Source organism: Arboricoccus pini (assembly GCF_900187945.1).
GTDB lineage: Bacteria > Pseudomonadota > Alphaproteobacteria > Geminicoccales > Geminicoccaceae > Arboricoccus > Arboricoccus pini.
Genome location: NZ_FYEH01000009.1, coordinates 32,437 through 52,353, shown reverse-complemented (window position 1 = coordinate 52,353; position 19,917 = coordinate 32,437). Strand labels below are relative to the sequence as shown.

15 protein-coding genes are annotated in these 19,917 nt (G+C 63.3%); 8 read left to right on the top strand and 7 right to left on the bottom strand.

Features of this window, described 5'->3' with window-relative positions; all coding sequences use genetic code 11:
* Nucleotides 1-18: 18 nt before the first annotated feature.
* Genes CFB17_RS12955 through CFB17_RS12945 form a run of 3 tightly spaced genes read right to left on the bottom strand, consistent with a single transcriptional unit; the run spans nucleotide 19 to nucleotide 2,921 of the window.
* On the bottom strand, nucleotides 19-1,335 hold the full coding sequence (locus CFB17_RS12955; RefSeq protein ID WP_088561984.1) for an FMN-binding glutamate synthase family protein: 1,317 nt from the start codon (nucleotides 1,333-1,335) through the stop codon (nucleotides 19-21).
* 6 nt (nucleotides 1,336-1,341) lie between these two features.
* The gene (locus CFB17_RS12950) at nucleotides 1,342-2,031 is read right to left on the bottom strand and encodes a protein glxC (RefSeq protein ID WP_088561983.1); all 690 of its coding nucleotides are present in this window, start codon (nucleotides 2,029-2,031) and stop codon (nucleotides 1,342-1,344) included.
* Nucleotides 2,031-2,921, bottom strand: coding sequence for a class II glutamine amidotransferase domain-containing protein (locus tag CFB17_RS12945; protein WP_088561982.1), 891 nt, complete (start codon nucleotides 2,919-2,921; stop codon nucleotides 2,031-2,033). Before CFB17_RS12945 ends, CFB17_RS12950 begins: the two co-directional genes overlap by 1 nt.
* A 131-nt stretch (nucleotides 2,922-3,052) precedes the next feature.
* Here CFB17_RS12945 and CFB17_RS12940 point away from each other — a divergent pair, with 131 nt between their 5' ends.
* The 5 genes from CFB17_RS12940 (at nucleotide 3,053) to CFB17_RS12915 (ending at nucleotide 8,014) form a co-directional block, all read left to right on the top strand.
* On the top strand, nucleotides 3,053-3,691 hold the full coding sequence (locus CFB17_RS12940; RefSeq protein ID WP_088561981.1) for a helix-turn-helix domain-containing protein: 639 nt from the start codon (nucleotides 3,053-3,055) through the stop codon (nucleotides 3,689-3,691).
* Between the two features lie 297 nt (nucleotides 3,692-3,988).
* On the top strand, nucleotides 3,989-5,506 hold the full coding sequence (locus CFB17_RS12935; protein WP_088561980.1) for a sodium:solute symporter family protein: 1,518 nt from the start codon (nucleotides 3,989-3,991) through the stop codon (nucleotides 5,504-5,506).
* Between the two features lie 17 nt (nucleotides 5,507-5,523).
* Complete coding sequence (locus CFB17_RS12930) at nucleotides 5,524-5,766, top strand: hypothetical protein (protein WP_088561979.1); 243 nt, start codon at nucleotides 5,524-5,526, stop codon at nucleotides 5,764-5,766.
* 27 nt (nucleotides 5,767-5,793) lie between these two features.
* On the top strand, nucleotides 5,794-7,374 hold the full coding sequence (locus CFB17_RS12925; protein WP_243389879.1) for a GMC family oxidoreductase: 1,581 nt from the start codon (nucleotides 5,794-5,796) through the stop codon (nucleotides 7,372-7,374).
* A 373-nt stretch (nucleotides 7,375-7,747) separates the two neighbouring features.
* Nucleotides 7,748-8,014, top strand: coding sequence for a hypothetical protein (locus CFB17_RS12915; protein ID WP_088561976.1), 267 nt, complete (start codon nucleotides 7,748-7,750; stop codon nucleotides 8,012-8,014).
* A gap of 150 nt (nucleotides 8,015-8,164) precedes the next feature.
* On the opposite strand, the gene CFB17_RS12910 is transcribed toward CFB17_RS12915, so the two are convergent.
* Complete coding sequence (locus CFB17_RS12910; RefSeq protein WP_088562073.1) at nucleotides 8,165-11,740, bottom strand: ABC transporter ATP-binding protein; 3,576 nt, start codon at nucleotides 11,738-11,740, stop codon at nucleotides 8,165-8,167.
* A 120-nt stretch (nucleotides 11,741-11,860) separates the two neighbouring features.
* Here CFB17_RS12910 and CFB17_RS12905 point away from each other — a divergent pair, with 120 nt between their 5' ends.
* Genes CFB17_RS12905 through coaA form a run of 3 tightly spaced genes read left to right on the top strand, consistent with a single transcriptional unit; the run spans nucleotide 11,861 to nucleotide 15,819 of the window.
* Nucleotides 11,861-12,799: a LysR family transcriptional regulator gene (locus CFB17_RS12905; protein WP_088561975.1), complete on the top strand. Its 939-nt coding sequence runs from the start codon at nucleotides 11,861-11,863 to the stop codon at nucleotides 12,797-12,799.
* Nucleotides 12,796-14,847: a hybrid sensor histidine kinase/response regulator gene (locus CFB17_RS12900; protein WP_165769603.1), complete on the top strand. Its 2,052-nt coding sequence runs from the start codon at nucleotides 12,796-12,798 to the stop codon at nucleotides 14,845-14,847. Before CFB17_RS12905 ends, CFB17_RS12900 begins: the two co-directional genes overlap by 4 nt.
* Nucleotides 14,848-14,883: 36 nt before the next feature.
* A complete protein-coding gene (gene coaA / locus CFB17_RS12895) occupies nucleotides 14,884-15,819 on the top strand; it encodes a type I pantothenate kinase (RefSeq protein WP_088561973.1) in 936 nt (311 codons plus the stop codon).
* A 23-nt stretch (nucleotides 15,820-15,842) separates the two neighbouring features.
* Here the strand turns inward: coaA and CFB17_RS12890 are convergent, their stop codons facing one another.
* From CFB17_RS12890 to repA, 3 genes are all read right to left on the bottom strand, one after another.
* Nucleotides 15,843-16,907, bottom strand: coding sequence for a DUF2332 domain-containing protein (locus CFB17_RS12890; RefSeq protein ID WP_088561972.1), 1,065 nt, complete (start codon nucleotides 16,905-16,907; stop codon nucleotides 15,843-15,845).
* A 377-nt stretch (nucleotides 16,908-17,284) separates the two neighbouring features.
* Entirely contained in the window at nucleotides 17,285-18,385 is a 1,101-nt protein-coding gene (locus CFB17_RS12885; RefSeq protein ID WP_088561971.1) for a ParB/RepB/Spo0J family partition protein, read from the bottom strand.
* The gene (repA, locus tag CFB17_RS12880) at nucleotides 18,382-19,581 is read right to left on the bottom strand and encodes a plasmid partitioning protein RepA (RefSeq protein ID WP_088561970.1); all 1,200 of its coding nucleotides are present in this window, start codon (nucleotides 19,579-19,581) and stop codon (nucleotides 18,382-18,384) included. Before repA ends, CFB17_RS12885 begins: the two co-directional genes overlap by 4 nt.
* Nucleotides 19,582-19,917 lie beyond the last annotated feature (336 nt).

The following is a 19,917-nucleotide window of genomic DNA, read 5'->3' as shown; positions in this document are numbered from 1 at the left end:
TTTTGATTCTTGAGTCTTTCAGCCCAGAGGCGTGCCCGGTATCCAGTTGGTGCCGGCCAGCGGCACGCCGGCCATTGCCGCCGCCTCGACCGTGAGTGCCACCAGATCCTCCGGCTCAAGATTGTGTACATGACTCTTGCCGCAGGCACGCGCGATCGTCTGTGCCTCCAGCGTCAAGACGGAGAGATAATTCCGCAGCCGCCGGCCGGCCGTCTCCGGATCGAGACGAGCCGTCAGTTCCGGCCGCTGGGTCGTGATACCGGCCGGATCATTCCCCTCATGCCAATCGTCATAGGCACCGGGCTCGGTGCCGAGCTCGGCATACTCGGCCGCATGACGCGGATCGTTGTCCCCCAGAGCGATCAACGCCGCGGTGCCGATGGCGACGGCATCAGCGCCGAGTGCCAGGGCCTTGGCGACGTCGGCTCCGGTACGGATGCCGCCCGAGACGATCAGTTGGACCTTGCGATGCATGTCCAGGTCCTGCAACGCTTGTACGGCTGGCCGGATCGCCGCCAGGATCGGCAGGCCGACATTCTCGATAAACACCTCCTGGGTTGCCGCCGTACCGCCCTGCATGCCGTCCAGGACGACGACGTCGGCCCCGGACTTCACCGCCAGCGCGGTGTCGTAATAAGGTCGCGAGGCTCCGACTTTCACGTAAATCGGCTTTTCCCAGTCGGTGATCTCGCGCAATTCGCCAATCTTGATCTCGAGATCGTCCGGGCCCGTCCAGTCCGGGTGGCGACAGGCGGAACGCTGATCGATGCCTTCGGGCAAGACGCGCATGCGGGCCACGCGCGGCGTAATCTTCTGGCCCAGCAGCATGCCGCCGCCGCCGGGTTTGGCGCCTTGGCCGATGACGACCTCGATCGCGTCAGCCTTCCTCAGATCATCGGGATTCATCCCATAGCGCGACGGCAGATATTGATAGACCAGGGTCTTGGAGGATTGGCGTTCTTCCGATGTCATTCCGCCGTCGCCCGTCGTCGTCGAGGTCCCCATGGCGGTAGCGGCCAAGCCCAGCGCTTCCTTGGCATTGGCTGAAAGCGCGCCAAAGCTCATGCCGGCCAGGGTGATCGGGATCTTGAGCTCGATTGGCTTCTTTGCGAACCGCGCGCCCAGGACAACGTTGGTCCCGCATTTCTCGCGATAACCCTCAAGGGGATAGCGCGAGATCGAGGCCCCGAGAAAGAGCAGATCGTCGAAATGCGGCAACTTCCGCTTGGCGCCGGCACCGCGGATATCATAGATGCCGGTGGCGGCCGCGCGCTGGATCTGCGAGATCGTGTAGGGATCGAAGGTGGCCGAGAATCGGGGCAATGTCCTGGACATGACGGCTCAGTATTCCTCGGCGTGATCGACGTTGAAATGATAGAGGCGTCGGGCGGACCCGTAGAAGCGAAACGCCTCGGGCCGGACATCGTCGGCAATTCCAGCCAGCTCCAAAACCTGGCTCAGAATGGCCTTTTCCTCCTCGCCCATAGGCTTCTCGACGCAGTCGGCACCCAGGCTCTTGACCGCGCCACGCACGAAGATGCGTGTCTCGTAGAGCGAATCGCCCAAAGCCTCGCCGGCATCGCCCAGGACGACGAGATTGCCCGCCTGCGCCATGAAGGCGCTCATCGGGCCGATATTACCCTTCACGACGATATCGGCACCCTTCATCGAGATCCCGCAGCGGGCCGAGGCATTGCCATCGACGATGAGCAGCCCTCCCTGCGCCGTGGCACCGGCCGCCTGGCTAACATCACCTTTGACGTGCACGCGACCCGACATCATGTTCTCGGCACAGCCGACGCCGGCATTGCCATCGATGATAACGGTGGCGTCCTTGTTCATGCCGGCGCAATAATAGCCGACATGTCCCTTGATTCGGACCGTGACCGGCGCATCGATACCGACGGCCAGGCTGTGCTGGCCGTTGGGATGCAGCACCTGCCAATCCGTCTCGTTCGTCTGGCGGCTCAACCGGTGCAGCGCCTCGTTCAGATCGCGCACCGTCTGCTGCCGCAGATCAACTTCCGGCATCAATGACGCTCCCAGGCATAGACATGGGCGGGCTCGGGCTCGAAGACTCGCGCCGACTCGATGTCGGGCAGAGGCACCAGCGCGCGATATTCGGAGCCGAACGCCACATAATCGTCCGTCTCGGCCATCACCGCGGGCTTGCAGGAAATGGGATCGCGCAACACGGCAAAGCCGCCTGCCGTGCCGCAGACGAAGGTGTAGAAGCCATCCAGCTCACCCAGCCCCGCCTCGAGCGCCTGACCAAGGCTTAGACCTCCAGCCATGCGCGAGGTCAGGTAGGCGGCGGCGACTTCCGAGTCATTTTCGGTTTCAAAACGCATGCCGCCCCGGCGCAGCCGACGGCGCAGGTCATTATGGTTCGAGAGCGAGCCATTATGGACCAGGCACTGGTCCTTGCCGGTCGAAAAGGGATGGGCGCCGGCAGTCGTTACGGCCGATTCGGTCGCCATACGTGTATGGCCGATCGCATGCGTGCCGCTCATCGCCTGCAGACCAAAGCGCCGCGCTACGTCGGCGGGGGCTCCTACCTCCTTGTAAAGCTCCATGCGATTGCCAACGCCCACCAAGACCAGATCGGGCCGCCCCTCCGCCCAGAAGCGCGCTTTGACCTCCTCCTCGGCCGGAATGGAAAGGACGAGGTGGGTCTCGCGCATCTGGCCGCATACACCGCAGCCCAGGACTCCAGCCGCATCGGCAAGGACGCTGTCGGCATCGACGTCGACCAGACGAAGCGTCAGCTTGACACGACCATCCTCGCCCTCGCCAAAGACGGCAAAGCCCGCGCTGTCGGGCCCACGCTCCGACATCGTCTCGAGCATCGCAGCGACCAGAGCGCCAAGTTCGCTCTCGAGCCTTTTGCCCTTCAAGAACAGACCGACAATTCCGCACATGGCTGCGCACTCCCTGGAGCGACGGGAGGCACCCTAGGCAGACAAGGCATCTCCGTCAATTAGGAAGAATATATGTTTCTTCCAGGGAAACATTGATCTACTCTTCGCCGTTGTGCCTTCGCGTGAAGGAGATGAGCTTGGAACGATCCGCGCCGCCGTCGGCGCCAGACTTGACGACGGGCTCAGGCGCGCCCGCCATCGTCGAGCGCCCATTGGAACAGGCGCTTGGCCATGAAATCCGCCAGTTGCGGCGGCGCCACGACATGACGGTCAACGAGCTTGCCACGGCGGCCGGCATCTCGAGCGGCATGCTCTCCAAAATCGAGAACGGGCAGATCTCGCCCTCGCTAGCGACGCTGCAGATGCTGGCGGTCGCGCTCTCTGTGCCGATCACGGCTCTGTTCAGCAGCTTCGAGGAGCGGCGCGACTGCAGCTTCGTCAAGGCGGGCCAGGGTGTGCCGATCGAGCGGCGCGGCACCAAGATCGGCCATCTCTACGAACTCCTGGGCCACGTCTCGAGCAGTGACGTCATCGTCGAGCCCTATCTGATCACCCTCAAGGAAGAGGCAGAGGCCTATGTCTCGTTCCAGCATGCGGGCATGGAATTGATCTATATGCTCTCCGGCGAACTCATCTACCGCCATGGCGGCAAGAGCTATCACATGCGCCAGGGCGATACGCTGCTCTTCGATGCTGGGGCACTTCATGGCCCGGAGACGCTGATCGAGCGGCCATGCAACTATCTTTCGATCATCATGTATCAGCGCTAGCCGGACGATACTTTAAAGAGCAAGCATTATCATGATTTTTTCCTGACGCACGATCGCTTCGAGCCTAATAAAGCTTCCAGAAGCACAAGACTGCTCTACGGGCATTGGACGAAAGTCGGTTTGATCTGCCTCTTTGGTTGATTTCAGCAGATTAGATCCCGTTTTGCTATAAAATCTTCTTGCATCGGGCTTTCACCCCACCCTAACCTCTAATTCCAGCTGCACGCACAAAACGGGCCACGCAAGGCCCTGGCAAGCCCCTCGACGATCCACCGCCAAGACTGGGACCGCGCCTCGATGATCATTACTTTCGGCCTCGTCGCGATCTTCTGCATCGCGGTCATCGTCGTCCTGCAACGCGCGCATATCGCCGACAAATCGTTCACCGATTATGCCGTGGCCGGCCGTTCCTTCGGTCCCGCCTACCAGGCCATGTCCTTCCTCAACACCTGGTGGCCGGGCGGCATCTTCCTGGCGCTGACGGGACTTGCCGTCAGCGGCGGCGTCATCGCCTTCTACATGCTGATCTACAGCCTGCTCACGGTCGTGCTCATGTACGTGATGGCCGAGCGTGTCTGGCTTTGGGGCAAGCTTTTCGACCTCAAGACACAGCCGGATCTCCTGGCTCTTCGCTATAACTCACGCGGCCTTGCCTTCATCGGCGCCATCGTCGGCATCCTCTCGGGCATGCCCTGGCTCATTTTGGGCTTTAAGGGCCTGGGGGAACTCTTCGCCTCGCTATCGATGGGAACGATGAGTGCTACGGCCGCGATCATCACCGGCGTCCTCGTCATGGCGATCCGTCAGTTCTGGACGATCCGCATGGGCATGCGCGGCGTCGTCATCTCCGACATGTTCCAGGGCATCATCGCCTATATCGGCGGCTCGTTCATCATCGTGGGTTTGGTTTTCTGGCTCGTCATGAGCCAGGGCGCCAGCACGGCTGCGATCGATGTCGCGCATCTCAAGGCACCTGGCCTGGGCTCGGAGCTGGGCCCCCTCTATCTCTTCGCCATCATCTTTTCCGGCGCCTTGGGCGGCTGGTGCTGGCCCTCGATCTTCATCCGCCTCTACACGGCCAACAGTGTACGCAGCGTGCAGCGCGCTGCCGCCCTGGGAGCCCCCCTTTCCCTAGTCTATGCCGGCGCTCTCGTCATTCTCGGTCTTCTCGCCAGTACGGTGCCCGCCCTGGCCGGTGCTGGCGATGCTCTCTGGTTCAAGATCTGCGAGATGGCCGGTGGCGCCGTTCTCCTCGGCTTGGGCGGCGTCGTCGTGCTGGCGGCCACGATGGGCAATGTCGATGGGGCGATCCAGGCCTCAGGGGCACAGATCGCCAATGATCTGATCGGCAGCTACAGGCCGCTCGATCATAAGCAGTCGGTGATCGCCGCCAAAATCGGTATGCTGATCGTGACCCTGATCTCGGCCTGGCTGGCGACCCTCGAGATCCCGCATCTCTTCCTTCTGGCCGTCCTTGCCTACCAGGGCATCATCCAGCTGGCCGTGCCGCAATATCTGGGCATCTTCTGGAAGCGCGGCAACAAGACGGGTGCGATCCTGGGCATCGTGGTGGGCTTCGTCCTGGCTATTCTGCTCCAGTATTACTATCCGACCAGCATCAGCTGGGCCGCCGGTCTGACCTCGGGTGTCGTGGCCCTAGCCGTCAATGCGGCCATCTACATCGCCTGCGCCTATTTCCTGCCGCAAACCAGCGAGGAGGAACAAAGGGTGGAGGGGCTCTTCGCCCTGACCACCAGCGAGACACCCACACCCGCCGCCGTCGAAGAACTCGGTCTCAAGCCGCGCCGCGCCTGAAGAAGGAGAACGACATCATGGCATCGCTTCGTTTCGCCACCCGCCCCCGTTCGCCGTTCATCTCGATCTGGTTCGCGCTGGACGCGCTTCTTGGGCTGTTGCCGCCCGTCTACTGGCTCCTTGGCGGCCCGACGCCGCTCTTCTTCGGCCTCCCCTGCTCGATCGTCTATTTCGGCGGCCTCGCCATCTTCATCCTGCTCAGCATCATCGTGGCCTATGTCGATGACGAGCGCCGCGGCGCCTTCGGTCCCGCGAGCTGAACGACAACGAAGCGGGTGGGGGCTGCCTTGCATTACGATACGATCATCGTCGGCGCCGGCAGTGCCGGCTGCGTTCTTGCTAATCGGCTCTCGGCCGATCCCGCCCGTCGCGTGCTGCTGCTCGAGGCCGGACGCGCGGCACCGCTCGATTCCGACATCCCGGCCAACTGGCCCATGATGTTCAATACCGGGGCCGACTGGGGCTACCACACCGAGGCGCAGCCGGGCTGCCGCCATCGGCGCATCTTCTGGCCGCGCGGCAAGATGGTGGGTGGCTCCGGCGCCTTGAACGCGATGATCTATATTCGCGGCCTGCCCTCGGACTATGACGGCTGGGCCGCCCAAGGCTGTCCCGGCTGGAGCTGGGCCGAGGTCCTGCCCGTATTTCTGCGCTCTGAGCATAATGACCGCCTGGCCGGATCGCCGCTGCACGGAACGGGCGGTCCGTTGTTCATATCGGACGTGCCGTTCGTCGATCCTTACGAACGGCTCTGGCATCAAGCGGCGATCGCCGCCGGTCTTCCGGACAATGCGGACTTCAACGGTCCCTCGCAGGAAGGCGTCGGCTGGTTTCAGCTGACGGTCAAGGACGGCGAACGGTTCGGCACTGGCAAGGCCTTTCTTCGACCGGTCCTGGATCGCCCCAACCTGACGCTGCGGACAGGCGTCCGCATCACCCGGATCTCCGTCGAGAACGGGCGCGTTCGGGGCGTCGTGCTCCTGGACAAGGGACAACCCGAAACGATCGAGGCGGACGAGATCGTCCTTTCGGCGGGCAGCATCGGCTCGGCCCAGTTGCTGCTCCTCTCCGGCATAGGACCCGCAGAGGAACTCGAAGCCGTCGGGGTAAAGCCGGTCCACGACTTGCCGGGCGTCGGCAAGACCCTGCAGGACCATATCAACATTCCGATCACCTATGCCCTCAAGGAAAAAGCGGGAATCGGCGCCATGACCGGCGATGAGCTGAGCTTGGCGTTCACGGAATGGCAGAACAAACGCGCCGGCCCCCTTACTTCACCCTGGGTCGCCGCCGGCGGTTTCGCGCGCAGCGGTCCAGATGCGACCGAACCGGATCTTCAGCTCTATGGCGTGGTCTCGGGCCATCGGGACCACGCCCGCTATCTGGCCGCCGGGCCGGGCTTTACCATGCATGCGACGCTGCAACGTCCAAAGAGCCAGGGCTCGCTGCGCCTGAGATCGGCCGATCCCCTCGACACTCCGCTTCTCGATCCAGGCTATTTCGTTTCAGACCCGAGTGGCTATGACATCCAGACCATGATCGCAGGCGTGCGCCTCAATCGGCGGATCGCCGCGCAATCGCCCTTGGCCGAGGTCATCGCGCACGAGATCACGCCCTGCGCCGAGGCGAAGAGCGACGCTGAGATTGACCTCTACATCCGCAGCCATTGCACGACCCTCTATCACCCGACGAGCACCTGCCGCATGGGTGTCGATTCGCTGGCGGTGGTCGATCCGCAATTGAAGGTCCACGGGCTGGAAGGGCTCCGCGTCGCCGATGCGAGCATCTTCCCCCGAATGGTATCCGGCAACACGAACGCGCCGACAATCATGGTGGCCGAGCGCGCCGCGGAATTCATCGCCGGCTGAGCGTTTTCGCGGGGCTTGGCGATGAAGGCCGGTTTCGTCTGGCACGCGCTACATGAGGCACGTGACGAGGCTGGCCAGTGACTCCGCTCCGGCCGGCGGGCTGATCGAGCCCGATCGTCATATCGAAAGCCCCGACGCCAAGCGACGAATGCGCAATCTGACCGAGGTTGGCGGGGTTGCTGGATCGCTTGCAGGGCGTAAGGCCGCGCCCAGCGGCGCTCGAGGAGATCGTTGATGGCTCTGTTTCCGCGAACAGGGGCGGCCTCCTCTTTCGACACCGTCTCGAGAGCAGGATCGACCGAACGCGTTAATCCAATATAAACTCTTCGAGAATAAGGTGATCGCTGCTCTACTTGGCTGGCAGGATCACCATATGAAGAAGCCCATTGGCCTTACGGCCCTGGCAATCAGCATCGCAGGCTGCACGACATCGGAGATCACCTCCGTGACTTCGGACGGACTGACCATGCAGTCGAGCGTATTTACCGATGAAGGCGCCAAACTTCAAGCCGCCCAGGGAGCATGCGCTCTCTACGGCCGCCGCCCCGTTCATGTGATCAGCTTTCGCCCTTATGGCGGGGGTGCGGGCGATACGTTCGCCTGCATAACACCTGAGAAGGCTGAAAAAGTCGGGCTCTAGAGATCAGGGAAGGATATCCGCGAGCCTGGCTTGACCGCCAAAGGCGGCACATCCGAGCCGAATCATATTCGGCCAGGCGGAGCTGGTGTCATCTGGGCCAGAGCTGGCGCAACAGGCCGAGCCGCTCAGGCAGCCCCCATGCCGGCCGTGCTATGCCGCCTCCTTCCGGCCCGCCGAAAGTTGGCTTGCCACCAGGCGGGCATAGAGGCCGCCTTGGGACAAAAGGTCCGCGTGTCGGCCCTGCTCGACGACGCGGCCCTGGTCCATGACGACAATGAGGTCGGCGTCGCGTACGGTCGCCAAGCGGTGCGCGATGACAATGGTGGTACGATCAGCCTTCAACGCGTCGAGCGCTTGGCGAATGGCCTTCTCATTCTCAGTATCAAGATGCGAGGTGGCCTCGTCCAGGATCAAGATCGGCGCGTCCTTGAGGAACGCGCGGGCGATCGCTACGCGCTGGCGCTGGCCACCGGAAAGCGCGGCCCCGCGTTCTCCGACCACCGTCTCCAGACCTTCCGGCAACATCGCCACAAGCTCATCGAGAGCGGCCAAGCGCACGGCTGTCGCCAGATCGGCTGCACTGGCTTCCGGCCGGGCCATCATCACGTTGGCCCTTAAAGTATCGTTGAAGAGATAAGTGTCCTGGGCGACGAAAGCGATACGGCGGCGAAGGGCATTCAGGCCGTAGGCGCGCAGGTCGTGCCCCCCTATCGACAGCTGGCCTTCTGCTGGGTCGAAAAAGCGCAGGAGCAACTGGGCCAGGGTCGACTTGCCGGCACCCGACATGCCGACCAGAGCGGTCGTCCGCCCGGCAGGAAGGGAAAGATCGATGCCGTCGAGGGCGGGATGATGCTGGCCCGGATAGGAAAAGCTGACTCCTTTGAGCAAGATCGCATGGTCCAGCGGCGACGGGACGCCCGGGCCGTCCTGGATAATGACGGGCTCGGATTCCAGCCCGAAGAGCCGCCGGGTGGCACCCAGGGTGTCGGCCAACTGGCGTCCAACCTGGGCGATCTCGGCGATCGGCAGGAAGGCCGCCATGGCCAGAAGGGTTAGAAGTGGCAGCCAGCCGGCCTGGAGGCTGCCCGTCGCGGCAAGCTGCGCGCCTACCAGCACGATCGCCAGCCCACCCAGACCAGTTAGTGCCTCGAGAAAGACTTGCTGGCGCGAGAGTTCGGCAAAGAAAGGTAGCCGCAAGGCGATATGGTGCCGCGTAAGTTCATCGAGCTCGGATGCCCGGGCTGTCTCCCGCTGAAACGCTATCAGCTCGCTCATGCCCTGGATCGAATCGACAGCGAACGAGGCGAGTTCGCCGCCAGCTTCGCGCGCCAGACTGCCCAGCCTGTCGATGCGGCGACGGCCCCAAAGCGGCGACAGGCCGGCCACCAGCAGAAAGGGCAGAAGAACAAGGGCCAACCAAGGGCTGGCCCAGCCTAGCACGGCAAGAACCAAGGTTGGCATGAGAAGAGCGACGAAGGCCGGGGCCACCGTATGGGCGAAGAAATACTCGACCAGTTCAACATCGTTCGTAACCAGCGACATGAGATCGCCGGTCCGCCGGCGCATGAGATAGCCAGGCGCGAGCGCATCGAGCTTTCGGAACACGGCAAGTCGCATCTCGGCCAGCAGGCGAAACGCCATGTCGTGTGCGATCCAGGATTCCAGCCAGTGCAGCACGCCCGACAGCGGAGCCACGACCGCCAGGGCCCAGAGCAGGCCCGCATAAGGCTGGCCATTCTTGAGTGCCAGAATGGTGAAGGCCGAGAGCACGCCGACGCCGATGAAGGCTAGAACGCGGGTGACGCCCAGGACAAAGGTCGCGAGAACCCGCCCTTTCCAGGGAAGGACGAGACGCATCAGGGCGATGACGAGCTGCGGCCAGCCCAGGGCCTGGGCCTTGATGATCCCTTCGGTGAGCGCTGGGGTGGACGCCGTTCGACCGGCCTCGGGCCGCATCATGTCCGGTGGCGTCAGGGGCGCCAATGGCTGGGTCTGGATCGCCTCTTGAGCTTGTTGGGCCATCAGCCCGGCATAGATGCCGCCACGCCGCATCAACGTCGCGTGATCGCCTTCCTCGCGGACACGACCATCCTTAAGGACGAGAATGCGATCGCACCCGATGACACTGGAGAGCCGGTGCGCCAGGACGAGCACGGTGCGGCCGCGCATCAGCCGGTCCAATGCTTCCTGAATCACCGCCTCGTTCTGCCCGTCGACCGCCGAGAGGGCCTCGTCCAACACGAGGATAGGCGCATCTCGCAGGATGGCACGGGCGATGGCCAACCGCTGGCGCTGGCCGCCGGAGAGCTTTACGCCCCGCTCGCCGATCTGCGTCGCGTAGCCTTGAGGCAGCGAGGTGATAAAGTCATGGATGTTGGCGGCCCGCGTGGCGGCCTCGATCTCGGCATCGCTCGCAAGCGGTCGGCCAAGGAGGAGATTGTCACGTAACGTACCATGGAAGAGGAATGTGTCCTGGTTGACGACCGCCACCATACGACGGAATTCCGCACGCGGCAGGGTTCGGAGGTCCTTGCCACCGACGAGCACGGCCCCGCCATCCGGGTCGTAGAGGCGCAAGAGCAACCGGACGATGGAAGACTTGCCACCGCCGGACGGCCCGACAAGCCCGACCCGCTCGCCCGGTGCCACCTTGAAGTCGAGTTTCTCGTGGATGACGCGTCGTGTGCCCGGATAGCAAAAGCGGACATCTTGGAAGTGCACTGAGGGCTCGAGACTCGTAGGGAGGCCTCCATCCTCGGGACTCTCGACGATCGGTGCTCGCAGATCGAGGAGAGCGAAGATGCCCTGGGCGGCCGAAAGACCGATCATGCCCTGGTGGAGTACGGTGCGAAGTTCGCGCATCGGACGGAAGACCTCAACGCCCAGCATGAGTATGATGAGGAGCGCGGCAAGGCTCATGCTCCCCTCTCCTACCCTCCAGGCACCTAGCGCCAGGGCCGCTGCGGCGCCGCAGGCGATCGCACTGTCGGTGATACCCCGGGCTGCGACGTTGGTAGCGACGACACGCATCGTCGTCTTGTAGAGCTCCCTGGAATGGCGCTCCAGCTGTTCGGCCCTGGCTGTGCTCTGGCCGAATGCCTTGAGGGTAACCAACCCCTGGATGGCATCGAGGAACTCGGAGGCAAACCGCCCATGGCTATCCATCAAAGCCAGCGCGTTTCGCGTATCCGCCTTGTGCCAGAGAGCAGGTGCGAGGAGAGCCAGAAGGGAGAAGCCCAGCATGACGAAGGCAACCGGCAAATCGACAAAGGCCATGCCGATGAAGATGATAGCCGGTGTCAGCAGGGAGATCAGGAACTGCGGCAGGAACTGGCCAAAATAGGTTTCGAGGCGGTCCACGCCGTCGATAAGCGAGAGCGTCAGCGTCCCGGACCTGACCCGGCCGCTTCCCCCTGGGCCAAGCTCCATGACCTTGTCGAAAATCTGCCGGCGCAGCTTCGCCTGCACGATCGCGGCCGTCCGGTGGGCGGTCATCGTTCTCCAGTGCTCGAATAACGCGCGCGCGAAAATTAAGCTGACGATGGCAGCAGCGGTCGACAAAAGGTCGAGGAAGGGCTTGCCGGCAAAGGCCTGGCCGATCATCCAGCCCAGGAGGGCCAGCCTTAAAATGCCCAGCGCCACGCCGGTAAGGCCAAGCAAGGTGCCAAGTGCTATCCGACCACGCACGCCACGCGTAAGTTGCCATAATCTAGGTTCAATATGCATGGCCCCGGCCGCTTTCGTCATTGGATTGCTCGCGGCTAAAGCGTATGCTGTACGAAAATGAACGCCACTCCAAATATCTTCAGATAGGCCGTTCATGAATGTTCAGACGCGGGACGATGGATGGCCACTAACATCGATTGGGACGATCTGCGCACGTTCTTGACCCTGGCGCGCGAGGGCAGCTTGACCGGTGCGGCACGTAAACTGGATGTCAGCCATCCGACGATCGCGCGGCGGATCAAGGTGCTGGAAGCCTCCGTGCGCGCGCGGCTGTTCGATCGATTGCCCGATCGTTTCGTACCGACAGTCGCTGGCGTCGAGTTGTTGGCGGACGCCGAGGCCATGGAGCGCGCCGCGGAATCGATCCACCGCCGGAGCGCCGGCCTTGCCGATACCGCCCGTGGCACGGTGCGCATCTCGGCCAGTGAGGCGATGACCACGTTCCTCGCCCGTCATCTCCCCCGGTTGCGTCGCGACTTGGCGCATATCGAGTTCGAACTGGTCGCCAGTCACCTTCTGGCCAATCTATCCCGTCGCGAGGCGGATCTTCTGATCCGCGAACAGGTGCCAGATACAGGCAGCCTCATGACACGTCGCGTGGGGAAGGTTGCCTACGGCATCTACGCCGCCGCCAGCCTGCAGGTCGACGATCGATCGCTCGACAATCTCCGTACGCTGCCCTGGTGCGGCTTCGACGATGACCACTCTTATATGCCGGGCCACGGCTGGATCATCTCACTGCTCGGCGGCGAGCGTCCGTCAGTTCGGGTGAATAACTGGCTGATTCTGCAGGAATCGGTGCGGGCTGGCGCAGGGCTTAGCCTGCTGCCCTGCTGTCTGGGCGACGACGACCCGCATCTGCAACGCCTGGGCGCGCCGCTGCCCGAGATCATAGTCGACCAATGGCTTCTCGTGCATCGCGACCTGCGCGACCTGCCCCGCATCCGTGCCGTCATCGATGCACTCGTCCGGCTCTTCCAGGAGATGCGGCCGATCCTCGAGGCGACGGGATCGGCCGAACCGTCGACGGCCAGCTGCGCGCTGGAAGCGCGCGCATGATGGACGAGGAGGCGACGTCAGCGCAATTGCGCCAGGCTGCCCTGGACCTGGAGGAAAAATATAGGGCAACGGTCGAGCTTTCACCGGCGATGCATTGGGTTGCCGATGCAAAGGGACGACTCATCGACGTTCCCGAGCGCCTGACGACCCTCACAGGGCTGGACCGCGACCAACTCTTAGGCGACGGATGGCAGCAACTGATACACCCCGACGACTTGGCCGGGGTCATAGAAGCCCGTGAGGCGGCCCTACGCGCCGACCAGGGGGATGGCATCGAATTTCGCGCCCGCCTTAAGGCCGGCGCGTACCGCTGGATGCGTACACGCGCGCAGCCACGCTACGATGCCGAGGGACGGGTGGTTCGCTGGTATGGCGCCGCGGAGGATATTACCGATCGCCGCGAGGCGGACACGGCCCTGAGGGAGATGACCGCCACATTCGAGGAGCGAATAGCCGCGCGGACAGCGGAACTCGAGGCCGTGATGCGCGAGCGCAAGGCGGTACAGGCCGGGCGCGCCGAACTCGAACAGCGCTTTGCCATCTTCATCGAGGAGGTGAGCGACTACGCCATCATGATGCTCGAGCCCGACGGGCTGATCGCCAATTGGAACACCGGCGCGGAGCGCATCAAGGGCTATACAGCGCGCGAGGTGATCGGCAAACATTTTCGCACCTTTTACCCGCCCGAGGCCCAGGCGGCGGGGTTGCCCGAATGGGCACTCAAGACCGCGATCGAACGCGGCCGATTTGTCCATGAGGGTTGGCGGGTGCGCAAGGATGGCAGCTGCTTTTGGGCCTCGGTCGTCCTGCAGCCGATCCATGACGAGAATAATCAGCTGCTGGGCTTTACCAAGATCACGCGCGACATCACGGAGCGGCGCGAGGCGCAGCGGGCATTGGATGAGGCCCGCGAGCAATTGTTCCAGGCCCAGAAGCTTGAAGCCGTGGGGCAGCTCACCGGCGGGATCGCGCACGACTTCAACAATCTCCTGCAGGCGATCGGGGGTGCCCTCTATCTTATCCGTCGCCGGCATCTCCAGGGCCGTACCGAGGAAGTGGTTCAGCTGGTCGATCACGCGCTGTCGGCGACGGACCGTGCCGCCAGCCTGACCCATCGTTTGCTGGCCTTTGCCCGCCGTCAGCCGCTGGACCCTCGAGCCGTCGATGCCAACGCCTTGATTCGCAACGCGCTGCAGCTGATCCAGGGAACGATCGATGCAGAGATCGAGCTCAAACTCGATCTTGATCCGGCCCTATGGACGACGTTCTGCGATCCGCATCAGCTGGAGGCCGCCCTGATCAATCTGGCCGTCAATGCCAGGGATGCAATGCGGGGGGGCGGCAGCCTCACGATCTCCACGCGCAACAGTGCGGCGAAGGCTGACAGTGATGACGAGCAGATCGCCATTGCCGTGACCGATACCGGGATCGGCATGGAGCAGGAGACGGTCGAGCGCGCCTTCGAGCCCTTCTTCACGACCAAGCCCATTGGGCATGGCACGGGCCTCGGTCTTTCGATGATCCACGGCTTTGCGCACCAGTCGCTCGGCCGCGTGACGCTTGAGAGCACGCCCGGGAAAGGGACGACGGCGACGATTTGGTTACCTCGCCACCTGGGGCCGGCCGAGCCACTTGAGCCCGTGGATCGTGACGAGGATGTCGATCGGGCCGCCGAGCGAAAGGTCGTCCTTGTCGTCGAGGACGAGCCGCTGGTACGCGAACTCGTCACCACGATGCTGGACGAAATGGGTCATAATGTGGTGGCGGCGGATGACGGTCTCCAGGGCCTGAAGGTACTGCGTTCCTCCAGACGCATCGATCTTCTCTTGAGCGACATCGGCCTACCGGGCCTGACCGGCCGCAAGATGGTCGAAGCGATGCGACCGCTCAGGCCCGACCTGCCCGTCATCCTCATGACGGGCTTCGCCCACGAGGTCGAGCAGGCGGATAAGCCGCTCGGTGCGCATGTCTCGTTGCTGCCCAAGCCCTTCACCATGAGTGCCTTGACGGACCGCGTGCGAAGCGTCTTGGAGGACCAGGAAGGCTGAAGACCGCTCGACGACACGGCAGGTGGGAGGGCGACAATGGATGGGACGATCGATCGCGATGGCTATATCGCGTTCCCGCGCGAGGCATGGTCAAAGCTGCGCGCCAACACCCCCCTCCCCTTGCAGGACGCCGAACTTGAGAAGCTGCGCGGTCTGAACGAACCGATCTCGATGGCCGACGTTGAGGACGTTTATCTGCCGCTGGCGCGCCTCCTCAACCTGCATATCCAGGCAGCACGCGGCCTGCACGCGACGGTACTCGCGAATTTCCTCGGCACGCCGGTCCCGCCCGCCCCCTACGTCATCGGCATTGCCGGCAGCGTCGGGGTAGGCAAGAGCACTTTTGCCCGCCTCCTGCGCGCTGTACTCGCACGCTGGCCGACCCATCCCAGAGTCGATCTGATTACGACAGACGGGTTTCTTCTGCCGACGGCCGTTCTCCAGGCGCGCGGGCTGATGGAACGCAAGGGCTTCCCGGAGAGCTATGATCAAAGGCGCATGCTGGCCTTCCTGGCGGCGCTGAAGGCCGGTGAGCCCAATCTCAGGGTCCCGATCTATTCGCACAAGATCTACGATATCGTTCCCGATCGGGTCGATATCGTGGATCGGCCTGACATTCTCGTCTTCGAGGGCCTGAACGTCCTGCAAACGATACCCTCAGCTTCGGTCGTCGCATCCGATTTTTTCGATTTCTCGATCTATCTGGACGCCCGGACCGAGGATATCGAGCATTGGTTCATTGAGCGATTTCTCCTCCTGCAACGCAGCGCCTTCCAGGACCCCTCCTCCTATTTCCATGCCCTGCGCGATCTGCCCGAGCCGGACGCCAGGGCGCGTGCACGTGGCATCTGGCAACGGATCAATCTGCCTAATCTGGTGCAAAACATTCTGCCCACGCGCGAGCGAGCACGTCTGATCCTGCAAAAAGGTGCCACGCACACGATCGACACCGTACGGCTCCGCAATGTTTAAGCAATTTCTCTGAACCTGGCGATTCAGACAGACGCCTGCCATTTGACCGGCGTGCCATGTGCGGCTGCTTCCGCCAGCAGCTCATCGCCGCCATCGGGCCAGAGCTTGAGACGCAGGCTCGGGCGGCCGTGCAAGGCCGCATCGGCCTCGTAACGAATCCAGGCAAAATGGCTGTCAGGGCCGGCTGCGGCCGCTGCGCGGGCGATGGCGGCCTCCAGCAGGGTTACGGTCTGTGGAGGGAAATATTGCCAGGTGATGCTGTGCATGAGGACCCGCGTGACACCAGACTTGGGTGCCGCGCTGAATTGACTCATAGCCCAATGGCCTGCATCGGCCTTCGTAATCGAAGGGGGATCGGCCTGCGCGATACCAAGGGCCAAGCTAAGCCGTTCCAGGCGCTGGCACTGATCGGCCCAGACATAGGCCTGCAAGCGCTCGCGGTCCATCGCGGACCGAACGTCCAAGGGATCCTTGTCGACGCCCTGGCGGCTGACGATGCGAACATCGGCCGCCGGAGGCGGCGGGCCCTCCCAATCTGGCTTGAGACACAAAGGGGAGGTCGGATCGCCAAGCTGGCTGCCGCCCAGTTGGTGGGCGTAGCGATCGAGGAGCAGATTGAGACCGGCGCTGCTGCCAAGTTCGTAGAGGTCGATAACCTGCCCCGTGCGAGCGGCAACCACTTGTAAGGCCGCCATTAGTACCGACGACCGGGCGACCTCATTGGTCTGGGGTGGGCGCTCCAGCCAGTCGGCGATGAAGCTGTCATTGGCCTCCAAGGCCGCGTGCAAAGCCTCCGTCATCCGCTCAGCAGAGGGCAAAGGCTCGGGCGGGTAGATAGCATTCAGGGAGGGATCGACGCGGCGCCTGGCCAGTGCGTGCAGCGCGCCCGCGATGCGCAGCGGCAGCGAGTGGCCGCCGGCATCGACCCGTCCAGGCCACGCGATCAGGCGCTTGCCGGACCGGGTTTGTTCATCGATGAGCGCCGGCAGCACATCGCAGATCCTCGCGGTAAAAGGCGAGCCCAGGCGTCGACACCAATCGGCCTGAACCTCGAATGCCCGGCGCAGCTCTGATGCAGATGGCAGCATGATGCACTCCTCGATAGGTGGCCGTGGGTGCCCTTATTCCGATGGTTGCCGTCACGGTTATGCCCTGCGCTGTCGGTGAACAATGCATTGATCACCCATCGATATGGAAGCGCCCAAGGGATCGGGCGCGTTATAGCCATCAACGCGGATGGAATGCCAGCCTGCCTAGCCGGGCTGGAAGCCAACTCGGGGAACGAACAGCCATCGATCCGCTTACGCCGAGGTCACGTGCAAACCGGGACGGCGACGAGTATTTGTCTTGCCGGACGCAAGAATCCGGACAGGCGCTCCCACAATCGAGAGGGCGGCTTTGACCTAGGCTTATTCCGGCCCGATGAGGAGGCGAACATCGCGAGGCCGGCATCGCTTGGCCGGGCTCACTCGCCTTTGGCGCTCTTGCTGCGGCCGTTGCTGCGCTCCCAGGCTTCGAAGAGGTCGGGCAATCGCTGGGCAATCGCGCGCACCGCATCGTCGTCGAGGCCGGCAGCCCAGCGCAAGACCCACTGATTGCCGCTCCGCGTCAATGTCGCCAAGCGACGCCCCGCACGATCGCGGATCAAGGAGCGGCCGCTTTCGCGGGCCGTCGCCGGCCGACCGGCCACGGCTTGGAGGGCAAAACTGATCTGTTGCGCCGTGCCGCGTGCGCGCGCCGTCTCCAGCGCATCGAGCAGAGCGGATGGCGGCTCGCCACCCGCCAGGGCCGCGTGCAACCGGCGGCTTTGATCAATCGTCAGCTCGCGAGGATCGGCCAGCACGTCAACCAACGCGTCTGGGAGGCGACCAAGCTTCAGATATTCGACGATCGACGCCTGGGAGAGGTCGAACAACTCGGCCAGACGCCGGGTGCTGAGCGAGCGTTCAGAAGAAAGTCTGGCAAGCCAGCGTCCGCGCTCAAAGAGACTGATATCCGCGCGCTCGGCATTCTCGCGATATTGCAGCCCCAGCATCTCGTCGTCGGCCAGCGGCATGATCCGCGCCAGGACCGGTCGACCAAGCTCGCGGCACGCCGCCAGGCGACGACGGCCGGCGGCGATTTCGTAACTGTCAGCCCGGCCATCCTTGGCTGGCCGAACGACGATGGGCGTCTGCTGACCGTTACGGGCGATGCTCTCGCGCAAGGTGCGGAAGGCGGGGTCGGCAAAGGCGCGCGGGTGGCGGTCGGTCGGCAGGACCTCGCGGATGGTGGCGGTATCGAGCTCCGCCAGCCGCATGCCGCCTTCGGTCTGGCCAAGTTCGCGCTCCAAGCGGGCGATCTTCTCGACCAGACCTTCGCGATGCACTTCGAGCGCGCGTCTGACGATACCGCCACCCGGTGGCTGGGTTCCCATGCTGGTTTGGGCGGATCGTTCCGGAACCTTGCCTTGCGCCTCGCCCTCAGCCTGACGTGCCGTCTTGCTGTCGCCGTCTCCCGGGAGCGTACGCGTCGCGATGTCCAAGATCGCCTCGCTCAATGCGGCACGCTTGCTCTTGCTGCTCATGCGAGCCCCTCCTTGCGGCGATGACGCTGTCTTCCCCAGACGGCGAGAACCTCGGCCTCGAGGGCCGCGTTGACCTCGTTCATGGCATCGAGGCCGCGATCATAAGTGCGTCTGCTGCCCTGCGGCTCGTATTCGTAGAGCGATTCCTTGACGATCCCGGCAGCGTCGATCACCGCCGTCTCGACCATCGGGCTGTCCAAAACAGCTTCCTGGAAGAACGCCTTCTTCCAGCGGACGATCTCGGCCTGATTGCGATCGGTCTGGCGGTATTTCGTCGTCAGTACACGCACAAAATCATAGTGCATGACATCGTCGCCGAGATTGCCGCGAAGGTCGTCCGCAACCTCGCTCATGAAGCGGAAGAACTCGCCGGAACTGGCAAAATCGATCATCGAGGGCGGGATCGGAATCACCAATGCGGTGGCAGCGATCAATGCATTGATCGTCAGCATGCCGACGTCGGGTCGGCAGTCACAGACTACGACGTCATAAGCATCACCGACGGCCCCGATCAGATCTTGAAGCTGGGCGTAGAAAGGGAAGGCGCGGTCTTGGAGGAGGCGCCCCATCAGCTCGTACTCGGCGTGCTGCAGGCCGATGCTGGAGGGAATGAGGTCGAGATTGGGCCAGTAAGTCGGCTGAACCGGGGGTGCCTTACGGTCCTTGACGTCCCGGCGGACCCAGCCGGCGAAGGTCGTTGCCTCGTCCACCTCGGTGGCCGGCGCCAAGCCAAAGAGAGCCGTGGCACTGGCCTGTGGGTCGAGGTCGACGAGGAGGACACGATAGCCGTTGAGCGCCAGGTATTGAGCAAAATGGACCGCACTTGTGGTCTTGCCGCTGCCGCCCTTGAAGTTCACGAAGGTGACGACCTGCAAAGCCTCGCTGTCGGGCTTGCGGCCGGGGCTGTAGCGCGCACTGCCGGTCGATTGAGCAAGCCAGGCGCGCGCCGCGTGGATCTCCTCGATCGAGAAGGTCCGGCGGCCGTTCTTAGCGGTCAGGCCTTCGGGAAACCCGGCGCTGCGCACGAGATTGCGCAGGTGGCTCTGGGAAACGCCAAGAATATCCGCCACCTCGCGCGCCGAGAAATGCCGCAGATGCTTGCGCTGGTCGGGATGGTTTTCGAGTTCGATCGCCTTGCGCTGGACCTCGCGACAGATCGAGGCGTAGCGTGCGAACATCTCGACGGGATCGCTCAATTCTTTCTCCTCCGTGGCAAGTCGAGCTATAAGCGCTTTGCACGTTTTTGGCGACCCAAAAGCGTTTGTGGCCAGATTTGATTAAGAGCCGCGCTCGTTTCGGGAGAAGTTCCGGCAAAGCGCCTTTTACGTCCTCGCGCCTACTTCCCGATAAAGTGTCTGCCGCGCTGGGTGGCCATGTGCACGGATAGTTGATGCCATTGAGCTATGAATGAGCCGATTAGCCTTTTTCAGCCATCTGGCACGGGAAGGGCTCGGTAACTAGGCGCGCAAACTTCTTCCATGACGGTAACTAGGCGCATGACGTCGGAGGCGGTCGATCTTTTCCACAAGCCC